Origin of the sequence: Sphingomonas sp. BK580 (genome assembly GCF_014194975.1) — a bacterium.
Taxonomy (GTDB): Bacteria; Pseudomonadota; Alphaproteobacteria; order Sphingomonadales; family Sphingomonadaceae; genus Sphingomonas.
On the sequence record NZ_JACIAY010000003.1, the window covers coordinates 355,088 to 379,184 of the forward strand.

The following is a 24,097-nucleotide window of genomic DNA, read 5'->3' on the forward strand; positions in this document are numbered from 1 at the left end:
GGCGGTCCTTCACGAGACGAGTGCGCGCACCATCGCGGCGTCGCCGGCGGCGGGCGCGAGCTCGAGATAGCGCCGCAGCTCGGCACGCCCCGACTCGGTCTCGCCACCGCGCAACAGCGCCATGCCGAGCCCGCGGTGGCTCTCGGCGTGGCGCTGGTCGAGCGCGAGCGCCTGGCGATAGAAGTCGGCCGCGGCGACCAAGTCGCGCGGATTGCCGCGCTGGCGATAGAGTTCGGCGCGGGCGAACAGCAGATCCTCGCTCCAGCCGTCCTGTGCCAGCCGGCCGAGCAGATAGTCGGTGCCGCCGAAGTCGTTGAGCTTGATCTGATCGGCCAGGAACGCCGCGCGCCACGGCCGCAGCGCCGCGGCATAGGCCGCCGCCTCGGTGACGCCGCCGGCGGGCAGCGTCGCCGCGGCGGCGCGCAGCGCGGTCATGCGCTGCAGGTCCGTCGGATGCGTCGAGAGAAGGTGAACTCCGTCGTAGCGGCGCGAGCGCTGCTTGCGCCCCGCCGCCCTGGCATCGGCCTCGTCCATCTGGCGGGCCCACACCTCGGCGACGCGGCGCGGATCATAGCCCGCGGCGGCGACGAAGCGGAGGCCCAGCGAGTCGGCCTCGCTCTCCTGCGCGCGGCTGAACGAATAGGTGCTGGCCGCCGTGATCAGCCTGACCAGCGGCGCCGCCCCGCCCGCGAACAGCGCCGTCCAGGCGACGAGATCGCTGGCGCCGAGCTTGCGGTGCTGGAGTGCCAACATATGGCGCTGCTCGAAATGCGCGAACTCATGCCCCAGCACCGCGCCGAGCTCGGCCTCGTCGCGCACGCGCAGCAACAGCCCGCTCCACACCGAGATCGCGCCGTTGGGATGGGTCGTGGCGTTCATCGCCGGGATGCGGAGCACGTACAGCCGGACGGCGTGGCAGCGTTCTCCACCGACGGTGCGGCACAGCACGTGCCGGACATAGGCGTTGAGCGCGGCATCGTCGATCAGCAGGTGCGAGTCGCGCAGCTGGCGTTCGTCCTCGTCGGCCTGCATCCAGATGCCGCGCTCGGCCGCGGTGCTGGGCTGATACGCGCTCACGAACGGCGGCAGCGTCAGGTCGGCCGCTCGCGCCGCGACGGCCTCGACCGGCAGACAGAGTGCGGCGATTGCGAGCGCCACGCGGACGATCGGGCGCGACATCAACGCGCCTTGGGCGCGGCGACGGAGGTAACCGGCACCTCGGCGCGGCCGGGAAAACCGTCGAGCAGCTCGGCGACCCGCTTAGCGGCGCCCTCGGGCGTGCGCACGTCCCCGCCCATCTGCCGGTCGGCGTTGAGCCACACCAGATCCCCGGTGCGCAGGTCGACGAGCCCGGCATAGCCCGTGTGCTCCCCCGACCTGACCCCCACCCCGACCGTCACCGCGGCGAGCACCTGGAAGATCTTGCGCCCGGTCGAGCCATAAGCGTCTTCGGTGTCGACGAAGAGCGCATAGCCGCACCCCTGCCCGCGCGCGATCCGCGCCACGTCCGGGCCGAGCGTCCAGTCGAACTGGCCCGCGCGCCTCTTAGTGGGCAGCCGATTGCGCTTGAAGAACTGATCGTCGATCACCGACCGCGCGACGACCGCGAACAGCGCCTGATAATCGGCGATCAGCCGCGTGTCGGCGCCGATCGCCTCGGGCGCGCGCACCACCTCGTTGCCGAGCGTGCGCTGCGCCGCCGCCAGCGCGGCCTCGATCTGCTCGCGCGCCTGCGCGGTCCAGTCAGCGTTGGCCTGGAAGAGACCGGCGGTCGACTGCGCCCCGACGATGATACGCGGGCGCAGCAGCAGGATAGGCGCGGCGCCGCGCGGCAGGGTGAAGCCAGGCCGCACCGCCGATCGTTCCTGCGCCCCCGCTGGTCCCGCGGCGGCAATGGAGCCGAGTGCGACCCAGCAGGCCACCACGACGGCGCGACAGACCGACATTCGTTCCCCCTCGTCGACGACCCCGCCGGCGAGGAAAGAGATGACGGCCCACCCGCCGAGCGGCAAGCGGGCGACTGGCTCAGTTCAGCGCCTTCTTCAGCAAGTCGTTGACGACCTGTGGATTTGCTTTTCCGCCCATCGCCTTCATCGTCTGCCCGACGAAGAAGCCGAACAAGGCCACCTTGCCGCCGCGATATTGTTCGAGCTGCCCCGGGTTCCTGGCCAGCACCTCGGCGATCACCGCCTCGATCGCGCCAGTATCGCTGGTCTGCTTGAGCCCGCGCTCCTCGACGATCTTGCCCGGCGCGTCGCCGCTCTCGAGCATCGCCTCGAACACCTGCTTGGCGAGGCTGCCCGAGAGCGTGCCATCCGCGACCAGCGCGAGCAGCTCGGCCGCCTGGCCCGGCCGTACCGGGCTGTCGCCGATCGACCTGCCCAGCCGGTTGAGCGCGCCGAACAGCTCGCTGGTCACCCAGTTCGCCGCCGCGACCGGCGCCGCGCCCTGCTCCAGCAGCGCGTCGAACCAGCGCGCGCTCTCCACCTCGGCGGTGAGCACCTCGGCATTGTACGGCGTGATGCCGAGCGACTCGTAGCGCTGGCGCTTGGCGTCGGGCAGCTCGGGCAGGCTCGCGCGACACGCCTCGAGGAAAGCGTCGTCGAGTTCGAGCGGCAGCAGGTCGGGATCGGGAAAATAGCGGTAATCGTGCGCGTCCTCCTTGGAGCGCATCGACCGCGTGGTGCCGCTGTCGGGATTGAACAGCCGAGTTTCCTGCACGACCGTGCCGCCGCCCTCGATCAGCTCGACCTGGCGCCTGGCCTCATGTTCGATCGCCGCCATCACGAAGCGAACCGAGTTGACGTTCTTCGTCTCGGTGCGGGTCCCGAACTCGGCGCCGGGGCGCCGCACGCTGACGTTGACGTCGGCGCGCATCGAGCCCTCCTCCATATTGCCGTCGCACGAGCCGACGTAGCGCAGGATCGCCCGCAGCTTACGCAGGTAAGCCCCTGCTTCTGAGGGAGAACGCATGTCGGGGCGACTGACGATCTCCATCAGCGCCACGCCCGATCGATTGAGGTCGACATAGGAGCGCGTCGGGTGCTGATCGTGCATCAGCTTGCCCGCGTCCTGCTCGACGTGGATGCGCTCGACCCCGATCGTCTTGACCGTCTCGCCGTCCTCGATCTCGACCGAGCCTTCGCCGACAAGCGGATGATAAAGCTGGGAAATTTGATAACCCTGCGGGAGATCGGCGTAGAAATAATTCTTGCGGTCGAAGCGCGACCAGCGGTTGATCTGCGCGTCGATCGCCATGCCGGTTCGCACCGCCTGCCGGATGCACTCGCGGTTGGGCACGGGCAGCATGCCCGGCATCGCCGCGTCGACCAGCGAGACCTGGGTGTTCGGCTCCGCGCCGAAAGCCGTGGCCGCGCCGGAGAAGAGCTTGGCCTGGCTGGTCACCTGGGCGTGGACCTCGAGGCCGATCACGACCTCCCAGTCGCCGGTGTCGCCCTTGATACGATAGGGGGTGGATGCGTCAGCCATGATCGGTCTCGGGTGTGATGAGGGTAAGGTCGGGGAAGTCGGCGGCGAAGCGTTGGCGATCGCGGGTGATCAGCGCGGCGCCGAGCGTCTCGGCCTGTCCCCCGATCAGGAAGTCGGCGAGGACAGCCGAGCGGGAGCCGCCTGCCTGACGATAGACGCGATGAGCCTGCCCAGCGCGGAACGCGGCCAGCGCGTCGACCGGCTGCACCGCGACGCCCAGAAGGTCGAGATAATCACGCTGCGAGGCAAGATCGGCGAACCGTCCCGCGCACTCCGCGAGGACGACCACACTGATCGCCACCGTTCCCATCGCAGCCGCCGTGGCGAGCCGCGCCGTGCTCCAGTCCCCGAACGTCGACGCGTGGGCGAGCAGGTCGAGCAGGACGTTGCTGTCGAGCAAAATGATCATGCCTCCCCGCTCGGCAGCGGGACGGGCTCGCGCAGCTCCGCCATATAGGCATCGGGGTCAAGCCCCTCGGCGAGGTGACGATGGTCCTGCTGAACACGACGGATGCGCGCTAGGGCCGCAGCCACCCACCCCGGATCGGGTACGGCGCCGACGGGCCCGCGGCGGATCACCGCCTCGCCCTCGCCACGGAGCTCGATCTCGACTGGCTCACCCGGCCGTAGCCCGAGCGCATCGCGCCCGTCCTTGGGGATCGTCACTTGTCCCTTGACGGTGAGATTCGTCAGCTTGCCCATGGGAAGAGTATTCTCGCTAGCGGTAATACCGTCTACCACCAGCGCCCGGGTCGCGCGACGAAGCCGGCGCGCTCCTCGATCGCCAGCGCGGCGTCGAGCACGCCCTGCTCGTCGAGCGGCTTGCCGATGATCTGCAGCCCCAGCGGCAGCCCGCCCGCGTCGACCCCACCCGGCACGCTCATGGCGGGCAGGCCGGCGAGCGACGAGGGCACGGTGAAGACGTCGTTCAAGTACATCGCCAGCGGGTCGGCCGCCTTCTCGCCCAGCGCGAACGCCGCGGAGGGCGCGGTCGGCGTCAGCAGCACGTCGCACTGCTCCCAGGCGCGCTCGAAGTCGCGCGCGATCAGCGTGCGCACCTTCTGCGCCTGGGTGTAGTAAGCGTCGTAAAAGCCCGCCGACAGCACGTAGGTGCCGATCAGGATGCGCCGCTTGACCTCGTCGCCGAAGCCCTCCGCGCGAGTCCGCGCGTACATATCCTGCAGGTTGGCACCGTCGGGCAGGTCGCGCAGGCCGTAGCGGACGCCGTCGTAGCGCGCGAGGTTGGACGAGGCTTCGGCCGGCGCGATGATGTAATAGGCCGGCAGCGCGTAGCGCGTGTGCGGCAGCGACACCTCGACGATCTCGGCGCCGGCGTCGCGCAGCCAGTCGACGCCGCGCTGCCACAAAGCGTCGATCTCGGCCGGCATGTCGTCGACGCGATATTCCTTCGGAATGCCGACGCGCTTGCCCTTGAGCGAGGCGTTGAGCCCCGCCTCCCAGCGCGGCACCTCGAGGTCGAGCGAGGTCGCGTCCTTCGGGTCGAAGCCCGCCATCGCCTCGAGCATGATCGCGCAGTCGCGCACGTCGCGCGCCATCGGCCCGGCCTGGTCGAGCGACGAGGCGAAGGCGATCACGCCCCAGCGCGAGCAGCGGCCGTAGGTCGGCTTGATGCCCGATATGCCGGTGAACGCCGCCGGCTGGCGGATCGAGCCGCCCGTGTCAGTGCCGGTCGCGCCCGGCGCGATCCGCGCCGCCACCGCGGCCGAGCTGCCGCCCGACGAGCCGCCGGGCGCGAGCGGCGCGTTGCCGCCGTCGGCGCGGCGCCACGGGCTCACCACGTTGCCGAAGTGGCTCGTCTCGTTGGACGAGCCCATCGCGAACTGGTCCATGTTGAGCTTGCCGAGCATGCCCGCGCCCGCGTCCCACAGCTTCTGCGAGACGGTCGACTCATACTCCGGGGTGAAGCCCTCGAGAATGTGGCTCGCGGCGGTGCTCGGCACGCCCTTGGTGCAGAACAGGTCCTTCATCCCGATCGGCACGCCGGCGAGCGGCTTGGGCGCCGCGCCCGCGGCGCGCGCCGCGTCGGCGGCGTCGGCGGCAGCGAGCGCGTGCTCGGGGGTCTCGACCAGGAAGGCGTTGAGCGGCTTGGCGGCGGCGACCGCGGCGGTGAAGGCCTCGGCCACCTCGCGCGCGCTGAACGTGCCGGCGCGCACGCCGTCGCGGATGTCGCGGATGCCGAGATCGGTCAGCGTCGTCATTTACTCGATCACCTTGGGAACCGTGAAGAAGCCGTGCTCCGCCTGCGGCGCGTTGGCGAGCACCGACTCGCGGATGCCGCCGTCGGTCACGACGTCGTCGCGCAGTCGCAGCCGGTTGGCGATCACCGCGGTCATCGGCTCGACGCCGGCGGTATCGACCTCGCCGAGCTGCTCGATCCAGTCGAGGATGTTACCCAGTTCGGGGGAGAGCCGCTCGGCCTCCTCCTCGGTGATGGCGATGCGGGCGAGCCCAGCGATGCGCCGCACGGTTGCGATATCAACGGACATAGCCGGCGCGCTACCGCGAGCCCCGCCGCAACGCAACCGCGCCGGCACGCGCGCGGTTGCGCGGATCGCAACTCTGAGGCACCTCCTTTGCGATTGCGGCGCCGGCGACTTTGCTGCACCGCAGCATGGTGACATACGCTTGGTCCGTAAATTCCTCTACGTCATCGCCGGTCTGATCGTGCTCGCGCTCGCCGGTCTGCTCGCCTACCGCCTCTGGGGCGTTCCGCTCATGCGCGCCGCGCTCGTGCCAGGCGAGAGCTTCCGCGCGCAGCCGGGGCTGAGCGCCGCCGACTATCGCGCCGATCGCCTGTGGCTGGCGCGCCCGTCGCTGGCGAACGACCCGTCGCGCTGGACGCCGCCGGGCTATCGGCCCCGCCAGACCCACGGCGGCGCGGCGGTGTTCTTCATCCACCCGACCTCCTATCTCAGCCGCGCGCACTGGAATGCGCCGCTCGACGATCGCGAGGCGAACGATCGCGCCGCCCTGTTCCTTCGCGGCCAGGCGAGCGCGTTCAACGAGGCAGGCGAGATCTGGGCGCCGCGCTACCGCCAGGCGACCTTCGGCGCTTTCCTCACCGACAAGGCCGCGGCGGACCAGGCGCTGGCGCTCGCCTATCGCGACCTGCTCGCCGCCTTCGACGTCTTCCTCACGGAGATCGCGCCCGACCGGCCGATCATCCTCGCCGGGCACAGCCAGGGCGCGCTGCACCTGACCCACCTGCTCAAGGACCGTGTCGCGGGCAAGCCGCTGGCGAACAGGATCGTCGCCGCTTACGCGATCGGCTGGCCGATCTCGACCACCACGGACCTGCCCGCGCTCGGCCTTCCCGCCTGCGCCGCGCCCGAGCAGCGCGGCTGCGTGCTGGCGTGGCAGAGCTTCGCCGAGCCCGCCGACCCGTCGCTGATCCTCGACACGTTCGATCGCACCGCCGGCTTCGACGGCCGCCCGCGCCGCGGCACGCCGCTGCTGTGCACCAACCCGCTCACGGGGGCGAACGGCGGCAGCGCGCCGGCGAGCGCCAACCTGGGCACGCTCTACCCCAACGCCGATCTGTCGAGCGCGACCATCCGCGCGGGCACGATCGGGGCGCGCTGCGCCGGGCGCGGGCTGCTGCTGATCGGCAACCCGCCCGACCTCGGACCGTACGCGCTGCCCGGCAACAACTACCACGTCTACGATTACAGCCTCTTCTGGGCCAACCTCCGCGCCGACGCCGCGCGGCGGCTGGCGGCGAAGTGAGCGTGGAGCAGCGATCTGCCCTCCCCGGTCATCCCGGCCTCGCGCCGGGATCCATGTTCCCGCGGGAGCATCGGCCGCTTCGCACGCGCCACGATGGACCCCGGCTCCAGACCGGGATGAGCGGCAGAGCGGGCCACCACCGATGACCGCCCCCGCGCCCCGGGTCGCGATCGCCACCACCGCCGCCGCCTTCCGCGCCTCGCTCCCGCACGGCGGCCGGCTGCTCGGGCTCGACGTCGGCACCAAGACGATCGGCACCGCGCTGTGCGACGCCGGCTGGAGCTTCGCCAGCCCCGCGCAACTGATCCGCCGCACCAAGTTCACCGCCGACAAGGCCGCGCTACTGGCGCTCTCCACTCAGCAGCAGGTCGTCGGCTGGGTGATCGGCCTGCCGCTCAGCCTCGACGGCAGCGAGAGCCCGCGCACCCAGTCGACCCGGGCCTTCGCGCGCAACTGCGCCGACATCGGCCTGCCCCTGCTGCTGTGGGACGAGCGCTGGTCCACCGTGAGCGCCGAGCGCGCGCTGATCGCGCAGGACATGAGCCGCGCCAAGCGGGCCGAGCGGATCGACAATCACGCCGCCGCCACGATCCTCCAGGCCGCCATCGACGCGCTCGTGCTGGCTCCGGTCGAGCAGGGCGAACCGCTTGCGCCGCCGGGGAGCGCGGACTAGGCACCGCGCTCGATGACCCAGTCGGACCACCGCCCCGGAACCCTGATACCCGGCGGCGCGGTATTCCCGCATCGCCATCTCACCGGCATCGAGGGGCTCGAACCGCACGAGATCACCTTCCTGCTCGACGAGGCCGAGACTTGGGTGGAGGCCAATCGCACCCGCGCCGCGCCGGATCGCCGCCTGGCCGGCTTCACCCAGATCAACGCCTTCTTCGAGAACTCGACCCGCACGCTGCTGAGCTTCGAGATCGCGGGCAAGCGGCTCGGCGCCGACGTCGTCAACATGCACGCCGCGCAGTCGAGCGTGAAAAAGGGCGAGACGCTGATCGATACCGCGCAGACGCTCAACGCGATGCGCGCCGACGTGATCGTGATCCGCCACATGTCGTCGGGCGCGGTGCGGCTGATCGCGGACAAAGTCGACTGCCCCGTGCTCAACGCCGGCGACGGCCGCCACGAGCATCCCACCCAGGCACTGCTCGACGCGCTGACGATCCGGCGCCGGCTCGGCGGCATCGCGCACAAGCGCGTGGTGATCTGCGGCGACCTGCTCCACAGCCGCGTCGCCCGCTCGAACATCCTCGCGCTCACCGCGCTCGCCGCCGAGGTGCGCGTGTGCGCGCCCTCGACGCTGATGCCGCCCGCGATCGAGCGCTTCGGCGTCACCGCCTTCACCGACTTCGACCGTGCGATGGAGGGCGCCGACGTCGTGATGATGCTGCGGCTGCAGACCGAGCGGATGGAAGGCGGCTATGTGCCGTCGAGCCGCGAGTATCACCTGCGCTACGGTCTCACGCTCGAGCGCCTCGCGAGGCACGCGCCCGGCGCGCTGATCATGCATCCCGGGCCGATGAACCGCGGCGTTGAGATCGATTCGGCGGTGGCCGATCATGTCGAGCAGTCGGCGATCACCGAGCAGGTGCAGATGGGCGTGGCGGTGCGAATGGCCTGTCTCGACGTGCTGACGCGGCGCGCCCGCGGCGTGGAGGGCTGGGCATGAACCGCGCGATCCTGTTCACCAACGCCCGGCTGGTCTGCCCCGACCGCGGCGAGCGCGACGGCGAGCTGCTGATCGTCGACGGCGCGATCGCGGACGGTCCAGCCCCGGCGGACGCGCTGACCATCGACTGCCGCGGCAGATTGCTCGCGCCCGGGCTGATCGACATCGGCGTGGCGCGGATCGACCGCGCCGCGGCGCGCGCGGGAGGGATCGTCCGGGTCGCGCCGATGCCCGACCAGGTGCCGGTGCTCGACGAGCCCGGCGCGGTGCAGCGGCTCGCGCTGATCGGTCGCCCGGACCTGTGGATCCACCCGATCGCCGCCGCGACGCGCGGGCTCGCGGGCGCCGACCTGGCGGAGATGGCGATCTGCCTTTCCGCGGGCGCGCGCGCGGTCGGCACCGGCCGCGGCTGGATCGCCGACTCAGGGGTCATGCACCGCGTGCTGCGCTACGCGCGCGACCTCGACGCCGTCGTGATCACGCACGCCGAGGACGGCGGGCTGACGCGCGGTGCGGTGGCGAGCGAGGGCGAGACCGCGTCGCGGCTAGGCCTGCCCGCCGCTCCCGCGGTGGCGGAGGCGCTGGCGATCGCGCGCGACCTGATGCTGGCGGAGGAGACAGGCGCGCGGCTTCACCTCCGCGCCGTCACCACGGCGGCGGGCTTCGCGCTGGTGCGTGCGGCCAAGGCGCGCGGCGTGCGCGTGACCTGCGGTATCACCCCGGCGTACCTGCTGCTCTCCGACAATGCGATGAGCGACTTCCGCACCTTTGCGCACCTGTCGCCGCCGCTGCGCGGCGAGGAGGACCGCCACGCCGCGCTCGCCGCGCTGGCGGACGGCACGATCGACCTGCTCTGCTCCGGTCATGACCCGCGCGGGCCGGAGGAGAAGCGCCTCCCCTTCGCCGACGCCAGTCCGGGTGCAGGGGATGCGTCCGCGCTGCTCGCGCTCGGCCTCGGGCTGGCGCGCGACGGGCGCGTGTCGCTGCCGCGGCTGTTCGCCCTGCTCGCGCGCGCGCCGGCGGCGCTGCTCGGTCTGCAGACGGGCGCGCTGCTGCCCGGTCTGCCCGGCGACGTCATCCTCGTCGATCCCGAGGCGCCGTGGCGGATCGACACCGACACGCTGCCCGGCAAGGCTGGCAACACGCCGTTCGACGGACTGCCGGTGCAAGGCAAGCTGCTGCGCATGTGGAAGGGCGGGCGCGAGCTGGTGGAGTGAGCGGCCGGTTTGTCGCCACCGCCTGGGCCGCGCGACTTGCTGCTGACCTCGCGCTGCATCAGCGGGTTTCGAGCACTCCGATGAGACTCGCCGCATGACGTCATGCTGGCCTTCGACCGGGATCCATCTTCCAGCGTGAGCCCCGCTCTGCGCGTCGACGGCGCCGTGTATCCCAGCCCCAGCGCCGGGATGACGGGAGTAGCTCGCGAGCGGAGCGCGGGCAGACGCGCATCCACCATTGAATCAGCCGCTTAATCCGTCACGCTGGCGCAACGAGGGAACCGACGCGACCCTCACGCGGTTCGTCTCGCATGGAGCTACATAGCAGCTGGGCGGAGGCGATGCGCGCGCGCGACTATCCCGCCGCCTGGGCGCTCGAGCGTGAGGTGATCGCCTCGCGCGATCGGGCGACCCGCGACGACCCGCGCCTGCCCTACCACCAGCGCTGGGTGTGGGACGGGCGCTCCGTCGACGGGGCCGACGTGCTGGTCCGCTGCTATCACGGGCTCGGCGACACGCTCCAGTTCGCGCGCTACCTTCCCGCGCTCGTGCGCCGGGCGGGAAGCGTCACGGTCGAGGCTCAGGCGCGGCTGCACCCGTTGCTCGCGAGTATCGCCGACGTGAGCCTCCACGCCTTCGATCCTGCGCATCCGCTCAAGCCGCGCGCCTGCGACGTCGAGATCACCGAACTGCCCGGCGCGCTCGAGTTGGCGCCCGGCGCCGTCCCCTTTCCTTATCTTCGCGCCGCGCCGGCGCCGATCCCGCCGCTGACGACCGGGCTCTGCCACCAGGCCGGCGACTGGGACGTCGATCGCTCGCTGACCGAGGCGCTGCTCGCTCCGCTCGCCGAGCGCCACCGCTGCCTCACGCTCGTCGCCGCACCGTCGCGGCTGCCGGTGATCAACCCCGACGGTTGCCCGTTCGATCTCGCCGCCACCGCAGCGCTGGTCGCGGGCTGCGCGGCGGTGGTCACGGTCGACACGATGGTGGCGCACCTCGCCGGTGCGCTCGGCCGCCCGACGTGGCTGCTGCTCAAGCACCAGCCCGACTGGCGCTGGGACCCTGCGCGGCACGACAGCGACTGGTACCCGACGCTCCGCCTCCACACGCAGGCGCGCCCGGGAGACTGGGAGCCGGTCGTGGCCGAGGTGAGCCGCGAACTCGACGCCTTCTTCGACGATCAGGGAGAGACGATCCATGGCCAGCCTGCCCAGCCCGTCGGTGCCCGTGTCCTGGGGTGAGTTGCTCGACAAGATCACGATCCTGGAGATCAAGCGCGAGCGGATCGCGCGCGCCGACGCCCGCGCCAACGTGGCGCGCGAGCATGAGGCGCTCCGCGACATCGGCGCCGGCGTGATCGGCCAGCAGGCGATCGCGCCGCTGTTCGGTCAGCTCAAGTCAGTCAACCGCGAACTGTGGGAGATCGAGGACGCGATCCGGCAGGAGGAAGCGGCCGCGTCGTTCGGCTCCGACTTCATCCAGCTCGCACGCGCGGTCTATCACAAGAACGACGAGCGTGCGCGACTGAAGCGCGCGATCAATCTCGCGCTCGAGTCCGAGCTGATCGAGGAGAAGAGCTACGCGACGATGAACTGACCGCCGCCCCACCGGCAGCGGTCTACCCGCCGGGCGGGACGCCCCCGAGGCGAAGCCTCGGAGGCATCACCGGACCGATCAGAACTTGATCGTCGTGGCGATCGCGATGTTGCGGCCCAGCGAGTCGTAGCGCTGCGGGATCGTGTTGCTGCGCGCGAGGCTGATGTTGTACGAGTCGGGGACGATCGGCGCCGCCTTGTCGAGCAGATTGTTCGCGATCAGCCGCAGCGAGAACTGCTTCGACACCGCGAAGTTGAGCGCGAGATCGAAATAGTCCGCCGGGTCGACGCGATAATAGTCGGTCAGCGCGCGCTCGGGCGTGCCGCCGATCGCCTCATCACCGGAGTTGTTGGCGTTGGTCAGCGAGCCGACGTGGCGCCAGTTGAGCGACGCGCCGAACTTCTGGTCAGGCGTGGTGTAGGTGCCGCGCAGCCCGTGGCTCCACTTCGGGATCAGCTGGCCGCAGCCGTTGCCGTAATAGCCGGCGCAGTTGCGTTCCGGCTGGAGCGGCGAGTCCTGCCCACCCGCGTCCGTCGTCAGCGAGCCGTTGAACGACATGTCGAAGCGGCCGACCGACTCGAGGTTGAGCGTGTACTGCGCCTGGAAGTCCCAGCCGCGCGCCAGCGAGGTGTAGTAGTTGGTCGTACCCTGGCGGATGAAGCCGGTGCTCGACCCCGCCGCCGAGAACAGGGTGCCGTTGGCGTTGCGGACGATGCCCTGACAGAAGAACTGGTCCCCGCCCGAGCGCAGGCAGCCGTCGGTGTAGTAGCTATAGTCGTTGTAGCCGAGCGAGTCGTTGATCTTGATGCGGTAGCGGTCGACCGAGAAGACGAACCCGCGCAGGAAGCGCGGCTTCACCACCAGGCCGTAGGTCTGGGTGTAGGCGGTCTCCGGGTCGGCGGTGAAGCCGCCCGAGCGCACCGAGCAGGCCGCGGTGCCGTTGGGCGTGGTGCCGTTGCTGCACAGCAACGTCTGGCTGCCGTAGAGCGCGTCGGACAGGCCGGTGGCGCGGCACACCTCGCGCGAGGCGACCGGCGCGCCGTAGCTGACGCCGTTGGCCCCGTTGATCACGGTCGGGGCGCAGAAGTCGTTGAACGTGCCCGAGCCGCCCGCGGCGAACTCGATGTTGGTGGCCTGGCGGATCTCGACCACGGTCGGCGCGCGCTGCGCCTTGTTGAACGAGGCGCGGAAGGTCAGGTCGCTGATCGGGGCGTAGATGCCCTCCACCTTCCAGGTGGTGAAGGTGCTGGGATTGCTGCTGTACTTCGACACGCGGAAACCGCCGTTGACCTGCACCAGATCGGCGAAGGGCTTGTGCTCGACCAGCGGCGCCTGGACCTCGATGTTCGACTCCCACACGTCCTGGCTGAGGTAGGTGTCGTTGCCGCCCAGCACGCCGCGGTAGGACGCGTCGGCGACCGACTTGAGCGTGTCCTTGCGATACTCGGTGCCGAGCGCGATCGCGAGGCCCTGCTCGGCGAAGGGCGAGGTGATGCCGTATTTGCCCAGGTCGCCGGTCATGTTGGCCTGGACGTCGTACAGGGTGCCCGTCGTCGCCGAGGTGCCCGTGCCGAACAGATAGTTGATCAGCGCCGGGTCGCTGTTGCCCGCGCTGAAGATGTCGAACGGCACGCAGCCCGCCGCGCCGCTCGCGCAGGTCGGCGACGCCGCGGTGCCGCCGACGTTGACGGCGTCCTGGAGGCGACCGGGGATGCCGAAGCTCGGCGTGTAGTCCTGGTGGTTGCGCGCGTAGACGCCCCCGATGTCATAGGTCCAGGCGTCGCCCACCTTGCCGCGCACGCCACCGGTCAGCCGTACGCCGGTGTTGATGTAGGTGTCGGGCCGGTCGCTGCCCTCGCCGAGGCGATAGCGCAGGTCGACCGGTACGCTCGCCACGCCGGCCGCGCAGCCGATCGCGCCGGCCTGCGCCGCGGACAGATACGGGTTGCCGCAGCTGACGTCGACGGTGCCGCTCGCGATCGTCGGATAGTTGTTATAGGACTTGTCGCGGAACCAGATGCCCGAGGTGTAGAGCTCGGCGTCGGGCCCGAGGTCGAGGCTGGCGAAGCCGCCCGCGTTCACCCGCTCCGACGGCCGCTGATAGGCATAGCCGCTGAAGTAGTTGGAGGCGTTGCCCGCGCCCGCCGCGAAGGGCACGAAATTGCGCGTGCCGTCGGGGTTGTTGACATATTGCGCGCCGGCGTTGGCGCCCGCGCGCGGCGTGATCAGGCCGCTGGTCGAGCTGCTCGGCGTCAGCCCGCAGGACAGCGGGCCGTTGGCCTGGAGCTGGGTCAGGTAGCAGCCGGCGTTCGAGCGGTCGGTGAGCCCGACCTCGTCGGTCTTGCGGTAGTTGACGAAGCCGCTCAGGCGCAGCGCGCCGTCGAACAGCTTCTTGCCCGCGGTCAGCGTCACGTCCGCGCGACCGCCGTCATTGGTCCAGCCGCGCGGGCTGCTGAGGCCGGCCGCGCGCGCCAGCGGCGACACGATCGTGTCCTTGTTGTTGTGATTGTAGAAATTGTAGTTGGCGTCGAGCTGCAGCCCCTCGAAGTCCTTCTTGAGGACGAAGTTGACCACGCCCGCGACGGCGTCGGAACCGTACACCGAGGAGGCGCCGCCGGTCAGCACGTCGACGCGCTCGAGCAGCGAGGGCGGGATGATGCCGACGTCCTGGCCGTTCTGCGTGCCCAGCCGCTTGCCGTCGATCAGCACCAGGGTGCGCTCGAAGCCGAGGCTGCGCAGCTTGATGCGCTGGCGGCCGTCCGAGTCGTTGTAGGTCTGCTGGCTGTCCGGCGCGATCTGCGGCAGGCGGTTGAGCACGTCCTCGACGTTGACTGGCGCCTGCGCGCGGATGTCCTGCGTCGTCACCGAGGTGATCGGCGCGGCGGAGGTGACGTTGGGCCGCTGGATGCGCGTACCGGTGACGACCACGTCGCCGGTCGAGGCGGCGGCGGGCGCCTGATTGCCCTGCTCGCCCGCGATCGCCTCGGCGCGCTCCGGCGTGGCCTGCCCCGCGGTCTGGGTCGAGTCGGCCGGGGTGCCCGCCTGCTGCGCGAGCGCGGGCGTCGCCGCCAAGAGGGCCGCGGCGAGCGCCGCGAGGGAGACATGGTGCTGCGGCGTCATCGGCGGACCCTCTGATTTGTTTTCATTGGTAAAGTTTGCTTTCGTCTTTGTTTCATCAATCTGCCACGAAGGTCAATACCTGACAGGACCACTGACGTGACCAATCACGCGAGCGGTTGCGCTGCGGCGTCGATCCGTGCTTGGCGTGCGCCGGGCCGCGCCGCGGCGACACGGAGGGGAGCGGATGACGACGAGACGATCCTTGCTGGCGACGCTCGCCGCGGCGGGCGGTACGCTGCCGCTGGCCCGCGGCGCCGGTGCCGCCGCGGCGCCGGCGCGCGACGTGCGCGTGCTCTCCACCTGGGACTTCGGCGCCGCCGCCAACGATGCCGCCTTCGCGCGGCTGCGCGCGGGCGGCACGCTGCTCGACGCGGTCGAGGCGGGGGCGCGCGTGCCCGAGGCCGATCCGGAGAACCACTCGGTCGGCTACGGCGGCTACCCCGACCGCGACGGCCATGTCACGCTCGACGCGGTGATCATGGACGACGCCGGTGCGGTCGGCGCGGTCGCCGCGCTCGAGGACACCGTCCACGCCATCTCGGTCGCGCGGCGCGTGATGGAGAAGACGCCGCACACCTTCCTCGTCGGCGAGGGTGCCACCCGCTTCGCGCGCGAGCAGGGCTTCGAGAAGGTCGACCTGCTCACGCCCCCCGCCGAGCAAGCGTGGCGCGAGTGGCTCAAGACCGCCAAATACCAGCCCGTCGCCAACAGCGAGACCGGCACCTACGGCACCACCGCGCCGCATCGCACCCCCGGGGGCGCGCTCGATCATGACACGATCGGGCTGCTCGCGCGCACCGCCGACGGGCGGATGGCGGGCGCCTGCACCACCTCGGGCATGGCCTTCAAGATCCGCGGGCGCGTCGGCGACTCCCCCCAGGTGGGCGCTGGCCTCTACGTCGAGCGCGGGGTCGGCGGCGCCACCTCGACCGGGGTCGGGGAAGAGGTGACGCGCGTCGCGGGCAGCGCGCGCGTGGTCGCCTCGATGCGCGCCGGCCGCTCGCCGCAGGCGGCGTGCGAGGAGGTGGTGCGCCACATCGCCGCGCTGCGCGGCGACGCGATCAAGGGCATGCAGGTCGGCTTCCTCGCGCTCGACACCAAGGGCAACGTCGGCGCCTTCTGCCTGCTGCCCGGCTTCACCTATGCGGTGACCGACGCGCGCGGGACGACGACGGTTCACCCCGCCCCGTCGCTGTACCGCGCGTGAGGCGATTGCTCGAGGTCTGCGTCGAGGACACCCACGGCATCGCCGCGGCGGTGAACGGTGGCGCGGACCGGATCGAACTCTGCGCCGCGCTCGACGTCGGCGGCCTGACCCCCCCGCCCTCGCTGATCCGCGCCGCCGCGGTCGCGCCGATCGCGGTGCACCTGCTCGTGCGGCCGCGCGCGGGCGACTTCGTCTATGACGCGGGCGAGCGAGGGCTGGTCGAGGACGATATCCGAGCCGCGGCCGACGCGGGGCTCGCGGGCGTCGTGATCGGCGCCAACAAACGCGACGGCACGCTCGACCTCGACTGTCTCGCGCGATGGGTCGACGTGGCGCGCGGACACGCACTGTCGCTGACGCTGCATCGTGCCTTCGACCTCACCCCGGACCCGCTCGCCGCGCTGGAGCAGGCGGTGGCGCTCGGCTTCGATCGGATCCTCACCTCGGGTGGCGCGCCGCGCGCGGCCGACGCGATCGACACCCTGACATCGCTCGTCGTCGCGGCGGTCGATCGCATCACCCTGCTGGTCGGCAGCGGCGTCTCGCCGACGACGCTGCCGGCCCTGCTCGCCACCGGCGCGCGCGAGGTCCACGCCTCGTGCCGGGTCGCGCGCACCGGCACCGCCGACGCCACGCTGCGCCGCTTCGGCTTCGTCGCCGAGACCAGCTACGCCACCGATCAGGCTACGGTCGCGCGGCTCGCCGCGATGCTGCGTGACGAGGCCGCTTGAACAATACCAATTTATAACTTAACCCGCTGGGAAACGCCGTCGCGGTCCCGCGCGGCAGGGGAGCCCAGCATGATCGCGACGACCGACCAGCCACCGGCCAAGGACGCGACCGCCACGCTGATGCACGCCGAGGCGGCCGAGGCCGGCGCCGCGGTGGCGCGACTGCTCGACGCCAATCGCGTGACGCTCGCCGCGCTGGGCGAGCGGCTCCGCGCCGCGCCGCCCGCGGTGGTCGTCACCTGCGCGCGCGGTTCGTCGGATCACGCGGCGACCTACGGCAAATATCTGATCGAGACGTTCGTCGGCGTGCCCGTCGCCTCCGCCGCCCCCTCGGTCGCCTCGGTCTATGCCGCCGACGTCGCCCCCTCCGGCGGCCTCTGCATCGCGATCTCGCAGAGCGGGCGCAGCCCCGACCTGCTCGCCAGCGTCGCCGCGCAGAAAGCGGCGGGCGCCCACGTCGTCGCGCTGGTCAACGACACGACCTCCCCGCTCGCTGAGGCCGCGGACACGTTGGTGCCGCTGATGGCGGGGCCGGAGCGCTCGGTCGCCGCGACCAAGTCGTACATCGCCGCCCTCGCCGCGCTGGCGCTGCTCACCGCCGAGTGGAGCCAGGACGCCGCGCTGACCGACGCGCTCGACCGGCTGCCCGAGCGGCTCGGCGCCGCCTGGGCGCTCGACTGGAGCGGCGTGGTCGCGCTGCTGCGCGATGCCAGCAACCTGTTCGTGATCGGGCGCGGGCTCGGCTTCGGCATCGCGCAGGAGGCGGCGCTCAAGCTGAAGGAGACGTGCGCGCTCCACGCCGAGGCGTTCAGCAGCGCCGAGGTGCGCCACGGCCCTATGGCGATCGTCGACGCCGGCTTCCCGCTGATCGCCTTCGCCACCTCGGACCAGGCCGGCGACGGCGTGCGCGAGGCGGCGGCCGAGTTCGCCCAGCGCGACGCGCGCGTCGCGCTCGCCGACGCCGCGCAGGACGGCGCGGGCAGCCCGGCGGCGCTGCGCGACCATCCCGCGCTCGAGCCGGTGCTGATGATCCAGAGCTTCTACCGCATGGCGAACGCGCTCTCTGTCGCGCGCGGGCTCGATCCCGACTCGCCGCGCCATCTCAGCAAGGTCACCAAGACGCTATGACGACGCACAGCTTCCGCAACGGCCGGATCGCGACGCGCGACGGCGTGCTCGACGCGGCGACGATCGAGGTGGCCGCCGACGGCACGATCGCGGCGCTGCGCGCCGGCGCCGAGCGCGAGGCGGTCGACCTCGCCGGCGGCTGGGTGATGCCGGGCTTCATCGACACACAGGTCAACGGCGGCGGGGGCGTGCTCTTCAACGATACGCCGACGGTCGAGGGAATCGCCGCGATCGGCGCGGCGCACGCGCCCTACGGCACGACCGGCTTCATGCCGACGCTGATCAGCGATCGCCCGGCGGTGATCGCGCGCGGGCTCGACGCGACCGACGCGGCGATCGCGGCGGGCGTGCCCGGCGTGCTCGGCACCCATGTCGAGGGGCCCGTGCTGAGCCTCGCGCGCAAGGGCATCCACGATCCCGCGCGCTTCCAGCCGCTCGACGACGAGCTGATGGCGCTGCTGCTCCAGCCCCGCCGCGGCGTGGTGATGGTGACGCTGGCGCCGGAGCGCGTGACCGCCGAGCAGATCACGACGCTGGCACGGGCGGGGGTTCGCGTCTGCCTCGGCCACACCGACGCCGATTACGCCACCGCCACCGCGGCCTTCGCCGCTGGCGCGACCGGCGTGACCCATCTTTTCAACGCGATGTCGCCGCTGGTGCATCGCGCGCCCGGCGTGGTCGGCGCCGCGCTCGACGATCAGCGCGCGTGGTGCGGGATCATCGTCGACGGCTTCCATGTCGACGACGCCGCGCTGCGCATCGCGCTGCGTGCGCGGCCCGTCGACCGCTTCATGCTGGTGTCCGACGCGATGCCGTGCGTCGGCGCGGCGCGGAAGGATTTCGTGCTCCAGGGCAAGCCGATCCACGTCGAGGACGGGCGCTGCGTCGGCGCCGACGGCACCCTGGCGGGCTCGGACCTCGACATGGCGGGCGCGGTACGCAACGCGGTCCGGCGGCTCGGTCTCGCGCCCGAGACCGCCGCGGCGCTGGCGGCGACCAGCCCCGCCGCTTTCCTCGGCCTTGAGACCGAGTGCGGCGCGCTCGCGGCCGGGCTGCGCGCCGACTGGGTGCGGCTCGACGCCGATCTCCAGCCGCTGGGCACCTGGATCGGCGGCGAGGAGCGCGTCGCGCTGCCGCCGCAGGCGCTCGGCGAGCGCGTCGCCTGACCCCTCCCCTTCTCCCGTCCGGAGCATCCATGGCCACCATCTCGCTGACCGCACCGCTGGAGGGCTGGGTCAGCCCGCTCGACGAGGTCGTCGACGCGGTCTTCGCGGAGCGGATGCTGGGGGACGGGCTGGCGATCGACCCGACCGGTGACGTACTCGTCGCGCCGTGTGACGCACGCGTGCTGGTGGTGCAGCCGAGCGGGCACGCGATCACGCTGGAGACGCCCGAGGGCGCGCAACTGCTGATCCACCTCGGGATCGACACGGTCGCGCTCGACGGGCGCGGGTTCGAGCCCTTGGTCGCGGCGGGGGCGACGGTGACGCGCGGCCAGCCGCTGATCCGCTTCAACCTCGACCTGATCGTGCGCGAGGCGCAGGCCGCGATCACGCCGGTGATCGTCACCAACGGCGAGCGCTTCGTCATCGCCGAGCGGGCCGACGCCGGGGCGGTGGCGAGCGGCGCGCCGCTGCTCACGCTGGTGGCGCGCGAGGCCGCGGCGGTGGGGGACGCGAGCGACGGCCCTACGGCTCGCCGCGTCGTCACGGTGGCCCTGTCGCACGGCATCCACGCCCGTCCCGCCGCCAAGATCGCTGCCGCGGCCAAGACCTTCACCGCGGACGTCACGCTCACCAAGGGCGAGCGCTCAGCCAGCGCGCGCAGCCCCGTCGGCCTGCTCTCGCTGATCGCCGCGCACCGTGACGAGCTGACGATCGAGGCGCGCGGTGTCGACGCCGAGGCGGCGGTGGCCGCGATCGCCGAGCTGCTCGCCACCGATCTCGACGCGGGCGCCCCGCCCGCCGCCTCCTCCACCCCGGCCGCCCCGCGCGTGGTGCCGGAGGGCGCCATCGCCGGCGTCACCGCGTCCCCCGGTCTGGCGATCGGCGCCGTCGCGCGCTGGCAGGTGCGCGACCTCGACGTCCCCGCCACCGGCGCCGGCATCGCCGCCGAGGAGGCGTGCTTCGAGTCGGCGCGCGCCGCGCTCGTCGACGACCTCGCCGCGCGCTCGGCGGGCGCGACCGGCCCGGCGCGCGCGATCGTCCAGGCGCACGCCGACATGCTCGCCGACCCGGCGCTGATCGACGCCGCCCATCGCGCGATCGCCGGCGGCGTGAGCGCGGCGCAGGCGTGGCGCGACGCGATCCGCCCGCAGGCCGAGGCGCTGCGCGCCGGCGGCGACCCGCGGCTGGCCGAGCGCGCCGACGACATGCGCGACCTCGAGCGCCAGCTGATCGCGCGGCTGATGGGAGTGGAGCAGGAGGTGGCGGCGCTGCCCGACGGCGCGATCCTGCTCGCCGACGACCTGCTGCCGTCGCAGCTGATGGCGCTCGACCTCGACCGCGTCGCGGGGCTGGCGATCGAGCGGGGTGGCCCGACCTCGCACGTCGCCATCCTCGCGGCCTCGCGCGGACTGCCTGCACTGGTGGCGCTCGGTGCGGCGGTACGCGAGCTCGCCGAGGGCGCACGCGTCGTGCTCGACGCGAGCGAGGGGCTGCTCCACGTCACGCCCTCGCCCGAACTGGTCACCGACGCCGAGGCGCGCCTCGCCGCCGTCGCCGAGCGCCGCGCCGCCGCGCGCGCGCGCGCCGCCGAGGAATGCCGCACCGCCGATGGCACGCGGATCGAGGTGGTCGCCAACTGCGGCTCGGCCGAGGACGCGCGCGTCGCCGCCGCCAACGGGGCCGAGGGCTGCGGGCTGCTGCGCACCGAATTGCTCTTCCTCGACCGCGCCACCGCCCCCGACGTCGCCGAGCAGACCGCCGCCTATCAGTCGGTCGCCGACGCGCTGCCGGGCAAGCCGGTGATCGTCCGCCTGCTCGACATCGGCGGCGACAAGCCCGCGCCTTATCTGCCGATCGGGCCGGAGGAGAACCCGGCGCTGGGCCTGCGCGGCATCCGCGTCGGGCTGGCCCACCCCGACATCCTCGACGACCAGCTGCGCGCGATCCTCGCGGTGCGACCCGCCGGCCAGTGCCGCATCATGGTGCCGATGGTAGTCGGGCTCGACGAGCTGCGCCAGGTGCGCGCCGCGCTCGACCGCGTCGGCGGCGGCGACGGCGTCGCGCTCGGCATCATGGTCGAGACGCCCGCCGCGGCGGTGACCGCGGCGCAGCTCGCGCGCGAGGCCGACTTTCTCTCGATCGGCACCAACGACCTCTCGCAATATGCGCTCGCGATGGATCGCGGCAACGCGGCGGTCGCGGGCGCGCTCGACGGGCTTCATCCCGCAGTGCTGCGCCTGATCGAGCAGACCGTCGCGGGCGGGGCGCGCCACGCGCGCTGGACCGGCGTGTGCGGCGGGCTCGCCTCCGACCCGCTCGCGGTGCCGATCCTGGTCGGACTCGGCGTCACCGAACTGTCGGTCGCACCGGCCGCGGTCGCCGACATCAAGGCGCTGGTGCGCGACCTCGACATGATCCGCGCGCGCGATCACGCCCGCGCCGCGCTCGAATGCGCGGGTGCCGCCGAGGTCCGCCAGCTCGCACGGGAGTTCGCACGATGAAGTCGATCCTGGGAACGCTCCAGCCACTCGGCCGCGCGTTGATGCTGCCGATCGCGGTGCTGCCGATCGCGGGCCTGCTGCTGCGGCTCGGCCAGCCCGACCTCCTGAACATCGCCTTCGTCAGCGCGGCGGGCGACGCGATCTTCAACCATCTCGGGCTCCTGTTCGCGATCGGCGTCTCGACCGGCTTCGCGCGCGACGGCAACGGCGCCGCCTGCCTCGCCGGCATGGTGTGCTTCCTCGTCGCCACCGAGGCGAGCAAGGTGCTGCTGACCGTGCCGCCCGAGATCACCGCCGGGCTGACCGGTGCGAGCGTCGATCTCGCGGTCGCGGCATGGAAAGCCAAGGCGATCGCGCGCCTCGACGTGCCGATCGGGATCATCTCCGGCCTCGTCGGAGGCGGCTTCTACAACCGCTTCTCGACCGTGAAGCTGCCCGAGTATCTCGCCTTCTTCGGCGGGCGACGGTTCGTGCCGATCGTTAGCGGCGTCGCCGGGCTGGTACTGGCGGTCGCGGTCGGGCTCGGCTTCGCCGGGATCAGCAGCGGTATCGACCAGCTGAGCTACGCGATCACGGGTGCGGGCAGCGTCGGGCTGTTCCTGTTCGGGCTGCTCAACCGACTGCTCCTCGTCACCGGATTGCACCATCTGATCAACAACATCGCCTGGTTCGTGATGGGCGACTATCACGGCGCCAACGGCGACCTGCGACGGTTCTTCGCGGGCGACCCGAGCGCGGGCGCGTTCATGGCCGGCTTCTTCCCGATCATGATGTTCGGCCTGCCCGCGGCCTGTCTCGCGATGTACCACGCCGCGCCGCGCGATCGGCGCAAGGAAGTGGGCGGCATGCTGTTCAGCCTGGCGCTGACCTCGGCGCTGACCGGCGTGACCGAGCCGATCGAGTTCAGCTTCATGTTCCTCGCGCCCGTGCTCTACGCGGTGCACGCGGTGCTGACCGGGCTGTCGATGGCGCTGATGGCAGCGCTGGGCGTGAAGCTCGGGTTCGGCTTCTCCGCCGGGCTGCTCGATTACGTGCTCAACTTCTCCAAGGCGACGCGGCCGCTGCTGCTGCTGCCGGTCGGGGCGGTGTATGCCGTGCTCTATTACGGGCTGTTCCGCTTCTTCATCGCCAGGCTCAACCTCAAGACGCCGGGGCGCGACGACGCTCCTGCGGCGGCCGCGGCGCCGATCGCGGTGGGTGAGCGCGGCGCGGCGTTCGCGCGTGCGCTCGGCGGGGGGGGCAACCTCACCAACGTCGGCGCCTGCACGACGCGGCTGCGGCTCGGCGTGCGCGACCAGGCGGCGGTGGACGAGACCGCCCTCAAGGCGCTCGGCGCTCGCGGCGTGATCCGCCCCTCCCCGACCGCGCTCCAGGTGGTGCTCGGCCCGATCGCCGACAGCGTCGCGGTCGAGATCCGCGACGCGCTGGCGGCGGGCGGCGGCGTCGCGGTCGCGGCGGTCGAGGAGCCGGCGGCCGCCACCACGACGGTGATACTGGCGCCGGCGCTGCTCGCTGCGCTCGGCGGCGCCGGCAACGTGCGCGAAGCGAGCGTCCACGCCGGCCGGATACGGGTCGAACTGAGCGGCGCGGCGATCGACGAGGCGGCGCTACGCGACGCCGGGGTCCGGCAGGTGGCGCGGCCGAGCGAGAGCGTCGTCCATCTGCTCGCGCGCGAGCCGGAGGCGCTGCTGGCGTAGCGAGCCCCGATCGCATCGCCGTAGTCCTCCGCACACCGGAGCACAGATCGCCGATGCCGGCACTCGCGATCCCGGGCTCCCGCGCGCGCAGGAGCACGGCTGATGGTTCTCACCGCAAAGCGGCGGAGAGGTCGCTCTCCTCGTCGATGCGGAGCATGCGGATGTCGAGTACCGACGGCGCGAACCAGGCGCACAGCCGGTTGAGGTCCTGCACCGCGAGCACGCAGTCGACCGCTCTGGCGGCCTCGCTGACGTAAAGGCTGGCGCCGTCTCGCTGGGCGAAGCCGTGGTGGCGCAGAATATCGCTCACCTCGCGGTACGCGTCGCGCAGCGAGGGGCTGGGATAGCGCCGTTCGAGGATGGTCGCGTCGAGGTCGAACACGATCGCGTACATGCATCCCCCTGAAACGTCGAAGCCCGCGCCTATCTCTAGGCGCGGGCAACGGCTGCCGGGAGGCCGGGCTGACCCGCTCCGGCGATCAGCGGCTCAGGCGAGTTCGCCCTCGAGCCACGACTTAATCCGCCCCTTGGGCTCGGCGCCGATCTTGGTCGCCGCCGGCGCACCGCCCTTGAACAGGATCATCGTCGGGATGCCGCGCACGCCGTAGCGGCCCGGCGCGTCGGGATTGTCATCGATGTTGAGCTTGGCGATCGTCACCTGCTCACCCAGCTCCTCGCTGATCTCCTCCAGCGACGGCCCGATCATCTTGCACGGTCCGCACCATTCGGCCCAGAAGTCGACCAGCACCGGCTTGTCCGCCTGGAGCACGTCGCTCTGGAAGCTGGCGTCGGTGATCGTCTTGGTGGCCATCGTGTTTCTCCT

21 protein-coding genes and 1 pseudogene are annotated in these 24,097 nt (G+C 71.9%); 12 read left to right on the plus strand and 10 right to left on the minus strand.

The window, feature by feature from the left end:
* Positions 1-9: 9 nt before the first annotated feature.
* The 7 genes from FHY05_RS08260 to gatC all read right to left on the minus strand — a co-directional run bounded on the left by FHY05_RS08260 (position 10) and on the right by gatC (position 5,996).
* Positions 10-1,179 (minus strand): M48 family metallopeptidase, encoded by a 1,170-nt coding sequence (locus FHY05_RS08260; RefSeq protein ID WP_183943890.1) that lies wholly within the window; start codon positions 1,177-1,179, stop codon positions 10-12.
* Positions 1,179-1,946 (minus strand): hypothetical protein, encoded by a 768-nt coding sequence (locus FHY05_RS08265; RefSeq protein WP_183943891.1) that lies wholly within the window; start codon positions 1,944-1,946, stop codon positions 1,179-1,181. The genes FHY05_RS08260 and FHY05_RS08265 overlap by 1 nt, the downstream gene beginning before the upstream one ends.
* Positions 1,947-2,025: 79 nt before the next feature.
* Positions 2,026-3,489: an Asp-tRNA(Asn)/Glu-tRNA(Gln) amidotransferase subunit GatB gene (gene gatB, locus FHY05_RS08270; protein WP_183943892.1), complete on the minus strand. Its 1,464-nt coding sequence runs from the start codon at positions 3,487-3,489 to the stop codon at positions 2,026-2,028.
* Positions 3,482-3,898 carry a type II toxin-antitoxin system VapC family toxin gene (locus tag FHY05_RS08275; RefSeq protein WP_183943893.1) on the minus strand — a complete coding sequence of 139 codons (417 nt, stop codon included), beginning with the start codon at positions 3,896-3,898 and terminating at the stop codon, positions 3,482-3,484. Before FHY05_RS08275 ends, gatB begins: the two co-directional genes overlap by 8 nt.
* Complete coding sequence (locus FHY05_RS08280) at positions 3,895-4,191, minus strand: AbrB/MazE/SpoVT family DNA-binding domain-containing protein (RefSeq protein WP_183943894.1); 297 nt, start codon at positions 4,189-4,191, stop codon at positions 3,895-3,897. Before FHY05_RS08280 ends, FHY05_RS08275 begins: the two co-directional genes overlap by 4 nt.
* Before the next feature lie 32 nt (positions 4,192-4,223).
* Complete coding sequence (gene gatA, locus FHY05_RS08285) at positions 4,224-5,708, minus strand: Asp-tRNA(Asn)/Glu-tRNA(Gln) amidotransferase subunit GatA (RefSeq protein ID WP_183943895.1); 1,485 nt, start codon at positions 5,706-5,708, stop codon at positions 4,224-4,226.
* A complete protein-coding gene (gatC, locus tag FHY05_RS08290; protein ID WP_183943896.1) occupies positions 5,709-5,996 on the minus strand; it encodes an Asp-tRNA(Asn)/Glu-tRNA(Gln) amidotransferase subunit GatC in 288 nt (95 codons plus the stop codon).
* A gap of 139 nt (positions 5,997-6,135) precedes the next feature.
* On the opposite strand from gatC, the gene FHY05_RS08295 reads away from it, so the two are divergent.
* The 6 genes from FHY05_RS08295 to FHY05_RS08320 all read left to right on the plus strand — a co-directional run bounded on the left by FHY05_RS08295 (position 6,136) and on the right by FHY05_RS08320 (position 11,724).
* Complete coding sequence (locus FHY05_RS08295) at positions 6,136-7,236, plus strand: DUF3089 domain-containing protein (protein ID WP_183943897.1); 1,101 nt, start codon at positions 6,136-6,138, stop codon at positions 7,234-7,236.
* A 142-nt stretch (positions 7,237-7,378) separates the two neighbouring features.
* Positions 7,379-7,909 (plus strand): Holliday junction resolvase RuvX, encoded by a 531-nt coding sequence (gene ruvX, locus FHY05_RS08300; RefSeq protein WP_183943898.1) that lies wholly within the window; start codon positions 7,379-7,381, stop codon positions 7,907-7,909.
* A 12-nt stretch (positions 7,910-7,921) separates the two neighbouring features.
* A complete protein-coding gene (locus tag FHY05_RS08305; RefSeq protein WP_183943899.1) occupies positions 7,922-8,911 on the plus strand; it encodes an aspartate carbamoyltransferase catalytic subunit in 990 nt (329 codons plus the stop codon).
* Positions 8,908-10,128: a dihydroorotase family protein gene (locus tag FHY05_RS08310; RefSeq protein WP_183943900.1), complete on the plus strand. Its 1,221-nt coding sequence runs from the start codon at positions 8,908-8,910 to the stop codon at positions 10,126-10,128. Before FHY05_RS08305 ends, FHY05_RS08310 begins: the two co-directional genes overlap by 4 nt.
* 311 nt (positions 10,129-10,439) lie before the next feature.
* Positions 10,440-11,369 carry a glycosyltransferase family 9 protein gene (locus tag FHY05_RS08315; protein WP_260181401.1) on the plus strand — a complete coding sequence of 310 codons (930 nt, stop codon included), beginning with the start codon at positions 10,440-10,442 and terminating at the stop codon, positions 11,367-11,369.
* Complete coding sequence (locus FHY05_RS08320) at positions 11,326-11,724, plus strand: DUF6165 family protein (RefSeq protein WP_183943901.1); 399 nt, start codon at positions 11,326-11,328, stop codon at positions 11,722-11,724. The genes FHY05_RS08315 and FHY05_RS08320 overlap by 44 nt, the downstream gene beginning before the upstream one ends.
* A 78-nt stretch (positions 11,725-11,802) precedes the next feature.
* Here the strand turns inward: FHY05_RS08320 and FHY05_RS08325 are convergent, their stop codons facing one another.
* Entirely contained in the window at positions 11,803-14,844 is a 3,042-nt protein-coding gene (locus FHY05_RS08325) for a TonB-dependent receptor domain-containing protein (protein ID WP_183943902.1), read from the minus strand.
* Between the two features lie 184 nt (positions 14,845-15,028).
* On the opposite strand from FHY05_RS08325, the gene FHY05_RS08330 reads away from it, so the two are divergent.
* The 6 genes from FHY05_RS08330 (at position 15,029) to nagE (ending at position 23,274) form a co-directional block, all read left to right on the plus strand.
* Positions 15,029-16,051: a N(4)-(beta-N-acetylglucosaminyl)-L-asparaginase gene (locus tag FHY05_RS08330; protein ID WP_183943903.1), complete on the plus strand. Its 1,023-nt coding sequence runs from the start codon at positions 15,029-15,031 to the stop codon at positions 16,049-16,051.
* Positions 16,048-16,782: a copper homeostasis protein CutC gene (locus tag FHY05_RS08335; RefSeq protein WP_183943904.1), complete on the plus strand. Its 735-nt coding sequence runs from the start codon at positions 16,048-16,050 to the stop codon at positions 16,780-16,782. Before FHY05_RS08330 ends, FHY05_RS08335 begins: the two co-directional genes overlap by 4 nt.
* Positions 16,783-16,851: 69 nt before the next feature.
* The gene (locus tag FHY05_RS08340) at positions 16,852-17,910 is read left to right on the plus strand and encodes an SIS domain-containing protein (RefSeq protein ID WP_183943905.1); all 1,059 of its coding nucleotides are present in this window, start codon (positions 16,852-16,854) and stop codon (positions 17,908-17,910) included.
* Positions 17,907-19,076 carry an N-acetylglucosamine-6-phosphate deacetylase gene (gene nagA, locus FHY05_RS08345; RefSeq protein WP_183943906.1) on the plus strand — a complete coding sequence of 390 codons (1,170 nt, stop codon included), beginning with the start codon at positions 17,907-17,909 and terminating at the stop codon, positions 19,074-19,076. The genes FHY05_RS08340 and nagA overlap by 4 nt, the downstream gene beginning before the upstream one ends.
* A gap of 29 nt (positions 19,077-19,105) precedes the next feature.
* Complete coding sequence (ptsP, locus tag FHY05_RS08350) at positions 19,106-21,577, plus strand: phosphoenolpyruvate--protein phosphotransferase (protein WP_183943907.1); 2,472 nt, start codon at positions 19,106-19,108, stop codon at positions 21,575-21,577.
* Complete coding sequence (gene nagE, locus FHY05_RS08355; RefSeq protein ID WP_183943908.1) at positions 21,574-23,274, plus strand: N-acetylglucosamine-specific PTS transporter subunit IIBC; 1,701 nt, start codon at positions 21,574-21,576, stop codon at positions 23,272-23,274. Before ptsP ends, nagE begins: the two co-directional genes overlap by 4 nt.
* Before the next feature lie 109 nt (positions 23,275-23,383).
* Here the strand turns inward: nagE and FHY05_RS08360 are convergent, their stop codons facing one another.
* On the minus strand, positions 23,384-23,668 hold the full coding sequence (locus FHY05_RS08360) for a virulence factor (protein WP_183943909.1): 285 nt from the start codon (positions 23,666-23,668) through the stop codon (positions 23,384-23,386).
* Positions 23,669-23,761: 93 nt separating this feature from the next.
* A pseudogene (gene trxA / locus FHY05_RS08365) lies at positions 23,762-24,094 on the minus strand (thioredoxin); the annotation flags it as partial.
* Positions 24,095-24,097 lie beyond the last annotated feature (3 nt).

Excerpts from the sequence above, each read along its gene's own strand:
- FHY05_RS08260 (WP_183943890.1), bottom strand. The coding sequence starts at position 1,179 with ATGTCGCGCCCGATCGTCCGCGTGGCGCTCGCAATCGCCGCACTCTGT.
- FHY05_RS08265 (WP_183943891.1), bottom strand. The coding sequence starts at position 1,946 with ATGTCGGTCTGTCGCGCCGTCGTGGTGGCCTGCTGGGTCGCACTCGGC.
- gatB (WP_183943892.1), bottom strand. The coding sequence starts at position 3,489 with ATGGCTGACGCATCCACCCCCTATCGTATCAAGGGCGACACCGGCGAC.
- FHY05_RS08275 (WP_183943893.1), bottom strand. The coding sequence starts at position 3,898 with ATGATCATTTTGCTCGACAGCAACGTCCTGCTCGACCTGCTCGCCCAC.
- FHY05_RS08280 (WP_183943894.1), bottom strand. The coding sequence starts at position 4,191 with ATGGGCAAGCTGACGAATCTCACCGTCAAGGGACAAGTGACGATCCCC.
- gatA (WP_183943895.1), bottom strand. The coding sequence starts at position 5,708 with ATGACGACGCTGACCGATCTCGGCATCCGCGACATCCGCGACGGCGTG.
- gatC (WP_183943896.1), bottom strand. The coding sequence starts at position 5,996 with ATGTCCGTTGATATCGCAACCGTGCGGCGCATCGCTGGGCTCGCCCGC.
- ruvX (WP_183943898.1), top strand. The coding sequence starts at position 7,379 with ATGACCGCCCCCGCGCCCCGGGTCGCGATCGCCACCACCGCCGCCGCC.
- FHY05_RS08305 (WP_183943899.1), top strand. The coding sequence starts at position 7,922 with ATGACCCAGTCGGACCACCGCCCCGGAACCCTGATACCCGGCGGCGCG.
- FHY05_RS08310 (WP_183943900.1), top strand. The coding sequence starts at position 8,908 with ATGAACCGCGCGATCCTGTTCACCAACGCCCGGCTGGTCTGCCCCGAC.
- FHY05_RS08315 (WP_260181401.1), top strand. The coding sequence starts at position 10,440 with ATGGAGCTACATAGCAGCTGGGCGGAGGCGATGCGCGCGCGCGACTAT.
- FHY05_RS08320 (WP_183943901.1), top strand. The coding sequence starts at position 11,326 with ATGGCCAGCCTGCCCAGCCCGTCGGTGCCCGTGTCCTGGGGTGAGTTG.
- FHY05_RS08325 (WP_183943902.1), bottom strand. The coding sequence starts at position 14,844 with ATGACGCCGCAGCACCATGTCTCCCTCGCGGCGCTCGCCGCGGCCCTC.
- FHY05_RS08330 (WP_183943903.1), top strand. The coding sequence starts at position 15,029 with ATGACGACGAGACGATCCTTGCTGGCGACGCTCGCCGCGGCGGGCGGT.
- FHY05_RS08340 (WP_183943905.1), top strand. The coding sequence starts at position 16,852 with ATGATCGCGACGACCGACCAGCCACCGGCCAAGGACGCGACCGCCACG.
- nagA (WP_183943906.1), top strand. The coding sequence starts at position 17,907 with ATGACGACGCACAGCTTCCGCAACGGCCGGATCGCGACGCGCGACGGC.
- ptsP (WP_183943907.1), top strand. The coding sequence starts at position 19,106 with ATGGCCACCATCTCGCTGACCGCACCGCTGGAGGGCTGGGTCAGCCCG.
- nagE (WP_183943908.1), top strand. The coding sequence starts at position 21,574 with ATGAAGTCGATCCTGGGAACGCTCCAGCCACTCGGCCGCGCGTTGATG.
- FHY05_RS08360 (WP_183943909.1), bottom strand. The coding sequence starts at position 23,668 with ATGTACGCGATCGTGTTCGACCTCGACGCGACCATCCTCGAACGGCGC.